General features: G+C 50.9%; 3 protein-coding genes. 2 read left to right on the forward strand and 1 reads right to left on the reverse strand.

Annotated features, from left to right (window positions below; translation table 11 throughout):
- Nucleotides 1–16 precede the first annotated feature (16 nt).
- Together HOK28_04335 and HOK28_04340 are read left to right on the forward strand one after the other, a co-directional pair.
- The gene (locus tag HOK28_04335; GenBank protein ID MBT6432295.1) at nucleotides 17–319 is read left to right on the forward strand and encodes a hypothetical protein; all 303 of its coding nucleotides are present in this window, start codon (nucleotides 17–19) and stop codon (nucleotides 317–319) included.
- Nucleotides 320–322: 3 nt separating this feature from the next.
- Entirely contained in the window at nucleotides 323–1,783 is a 1,461-nt protein-coding gene (locus HOK28_04340) for a TrkH family potassium uptake protein (GenBank protein ID MBT6432296.1), read from the forward strand.
- 11 nt (nucleotides 1,784–1,794) lie between these two features.
- On the opposite strand, the gene HOK28_04345 is transcribed toward HOK28_04340, so the two are convergent.
- Nucleotides 1,795–3,549, reverse strand: coding sequence for a CHAT domain-containing protein (locus HOK28_04345; protein ID MBT6432297.1), 1,755 nt, complete (start codon nucleotides 3,547–3,549; stop codon nucleotides 1,795–1,797).
- Nucleotides 3,550–3,561 lie beyond the last annotated feature (12 nt).

Here is a 3,561-nt window from a genome sequence, read left to right on the forward strand (position 1 = left end):
CGTTATCAGTCCCCGAATGGTTACCATCGGCGAAATTCTAACGCACGTCCGAAAAGGTATGATTCATTCCGTGACGCAGATGTCTCACAGTGATGCTGAATTGCTCGAACTTGAAGTTCCCGTGGGAAGCTCGATGGATCAAAAACCTCTTAAGGAACTCAAGTTCCCCAAGGGGGCCTTGGTTGCCGCGGTTGCCAATGACGATATGGTGGTTATTCCCGATGGCGAAACAATTATCGATGCCGGAAACCGTGCTTTTATTTATTGTCGACCAGCCGCCATCCCGGGCGTAGAAAAAATGTTCGCCACCAGGAAATAAGCAATGCATTTAGGCGCCGTTTTTTTTGTATTGGGTAACCTGATGATGATTCTCGGGATTGCTCTATGGTTGCCTATGGTGGTCGCGTTTTTTATTCCTATGGGAACTCTTTTTGAAGTCTCTCAATTTTTCGGTTTGGGAGTTACCAGTGCCATTGGGCTCACTCTGGGCCAAGCGATCCGCCTTTTGACGAAAGATTCGGCCGGAAAAGTTGGCGTGCGCGAGGGTTTCGCAATTGTAAGTCTTGCTTGGGTTACGATGAGTCTTCTTGGGATGCTTCCCTATTTGCTCAGCGGTATTACCTTTAGTGTGACGGATGCTTTTTTTGAGACGATGAGCGGTTTTACTGCCACGGGTGCAACGACCTTTACCGAAATTGAAATCATGCCTGCGGGTATTTTGGTGTGGCGCAGCATGACGCAGTGGCTCGGCGGAATGGGCATCGTGGTGTTGAGCATTGCCCTGCTACCGATTCTAGGGGTGGGTGGTTATCGCTTGATGAAAGCGGAAAGTCCGGGCGGCATCGCTTATGAGCGCGAGACGCCCCGTATTACCGATGCGGCCAAGGAGCTTTGGGTTCTTTATGTGGTCTTTACGGCGGTGTTGATGGTGATTCTTTTGCTCTTGGGAATGAGTCCACTTGATGCCATCTGCCATGGGTTTGCCACGCTTTCGACCGGCGGCTTTTCGACCCATACACAGAGTATTGGTTACTTTGAAAATTCAGCCATTCACTGGGTGATCATTGTTTTTATGCTTATTGGGGGCTTAAATTTCTCAATCTACAGCCAGGCCCTTAGACGCCGGTTTCAGGCGATTTTAGCCAATATCGAATTCAGGGCATTCATTTTGCTTATCACCGGTGCCACCATCTTTGGTGTCTATATCGTACCGACCACCGGCGAGCTTGGCATCGATATCCGAGACGCGGCATTTCAGGTTGTCACGCTTGCAACCTCTAGCGGCTTTGCCACCGTGGACTATGATACCTGGCCCATGGCGATGCAAACGATTCTTGTGATGTTGATGTTTATCGGTGGGTGTATGGGATCAACAGCAGGTGGCATCAAAATGATGCGTGTCTTGGTCTTCGCCAAAACTGTGAGCCGTGAACTTCATCGCTTGCTTTATCCGCATGGCGTTCGACCGGTACGTATCGGGCGTAAGGTATTTAAGCCCGGTGTGGTGGCAAATATTATGGCGTTTGGGTGTGTTTTCTCGTTTGCGTTTATTGTGGGGATTTTTGTGATGACCGCCTGTGGTTATGACCTTGTCACCGCCAGCAGCGCCAGTGTTTCGATGCTTAGCAACATGGGTCCTGGTTTAGGGGCTGTGGGCCCGGCTCAAAATTATGCCCATCTTCCTGACGCTGCAAAGTGGGTGATGAGTTTTCTAATGCTTTTAGGGCGTCTGGAATTGTTCAGCGTTGTGATTCTCTTTACCCCTTGGGTTTGGCGTAAGTAGCCGCCCGCTCTTTAACGAAAATCACCCATGAGTTGAAAGCCCGCCCAGTGTGCTGGGTGTGGGAAGTGTTGCTTGGTTTCAAGAGCCGCCTTTTGAAGTGCCGCGGCCCGACCCAGTTTGAGGTGGCGATAAAAATGCTTCATAAAAACTGCGGCCGCTAAGTCACTGACTCGGTGGTTATGGGCGACCACGGATTGAGAGCCTTTGACCAAAAAAGCGTGTCCCAGGCTTAAGAACGATTGCCTGTGAAGCCCCTCGCATGTGCTCAGCGTTACGAGAGCAGGTGTCTTCTCTGCCCGCATCACGTCATTGGTTGTGATTGACTCAGTTTTACTAATTTCAAAGTAGGACAGCCCGCGATTTCTAATATGGCCGGCTAAGTGTAGTGCATCCAGTTCTTCCTCAAAAAGGTCTTGGTCGGTTGGCCCCTCAGTTTGAATATGACTGACCTCTAATTTAGAAAAAGGTAAATCTGCTGCGGGCGCGATGGCTCGGATTCGGCTGGGCGCGCTACTCTTGGCACTTTGCAGCCGCGCCACAAGCAAGGTCGCTGAAGGCGCAGTAGAGACAGTCATTTCCTCGATCAAGGTTTTGTCGCCAACACGAAGAGCAGACACAGGCAGCTGCGAATAAGCCTGAGGTATGATGACCACCAAGTGCTTGCCTTGAGCAAGCCATTGCTGCGCGGGCTTTAAGAGTTTGCTACTGAGGTCGTCAAGCAGAGCATCCATGGGGCCAAAGTTTTTCATAGCCTCCTCGATCTGGCTCAATGATTGCCGCAACTCATCGACGGTAATCTCCGTAGAAGTCGTCTTCACCCGGTCCCGATGAACCCACTGAGTGGTTACCATCGGGGCACCGCTGTTGATAATAAGTGCAGCCGTGTCGGACCCCAGCACTTCCTGTAGGGTTTCAATCTGAATAGGGGCTGGCGTACCACCGCCTAAGATCTGCGAACCCGTATTTGAAAAGCGCACTTTGGCTTGCTGATAAGCCATACGTTGAGAGTTGAGTGAGCTTGCAGGGGCTTCAAATATTTTTAAAAGCACACTCTCTTGGTAGGCCGCTCTGGCTTCTCTGAGCAAAGCCCTCTCAACATCGGTCTTGTCCGATACAGGTAATTGGTCGATTAAATTTCGTAACTTTTGGCGCTCAGACAAATCAAAGATGCGGGCTTCGTCATTTTGTTCGACAGCCAGCTTGATGGCCTGATGGTAAAGACTCTGAGCGGAGTATTTAGCGACGGCCTGAGTTTGACCACCACCGAGCTGTTCAAGCACCAAAAGTGCACCTTCGAAAAAGAGCTCTGACTGAGAGGGATCTTCGGTGACACGTCCCATACCAAAGAGTGCTCGCCAAAGCGCTTCCGGTAGAGCCATTTGCCTCGAGAGGTTTGCAGCGGTTGTCCAGGATAGCTGAGCGGTGGTCGCACCGATATTTTCTTCCACTTCCGCAATGGCCAAAACACACTGCAATTCGTTGTACCGGTTTCCAATGGTTTGGCTCAGTGCAAGAGCGTCTTTAAGAATTGTTTGAGCTTTTTCGGGTTGGTCCATTCGGGCGTAGGTTAGGCCCATGTTTCGTAAAGCGTAGGCTCGGCCCTCTAGGTTTTTCGCCCGGTCTTCGATGGCCAGAGCCGTTTTATAGTATTCGATGGCCTCTTCATATTGGCCGCGTTCCCGTAAAACATTGCCGAGGTTGTTGGCTTGAATCGCAACCTCACTCAGGCGGCCCGTGCGTTTGGCTAAGCCGAGTGCATCCATCATCGAAATCCGCGC

The sequence above is a fragment of the Deltaproteobacteria bacterium genome (assembly GCA_018668695.1).
Lineage (GTDB): Bacteria > Myxococcota > XYA12-FULL-58-9 > XYA12-FULL-58-9 > JABJBS01 > JABJBS01.

What these genes read in the sequence shown, in the direction of transcription:
- HOK28_04335 (MBT6432295.1), top strand. Translation starts at nt 17, where the DNA reads ATGGTTACCATCGGCGAAATTCTAACGCACGTCCGAAAAGGTATGATT.
- HOK28_04340 (MBT6432296.1), top strand. Translation starts at nt 323, where the DNA reads ATGCATTTAGGCGCCGTTTTTTTTGTATTGGGTAACCTGATGATGATT.
- HOK28_04345 (MBT6432297.1), bottom strand. Translation starts at nt 3,549, where the DNA reads ATGATGGATGCACTCGGCTTAGCCAAACGCACGGGCCGCCTGAGTGAG.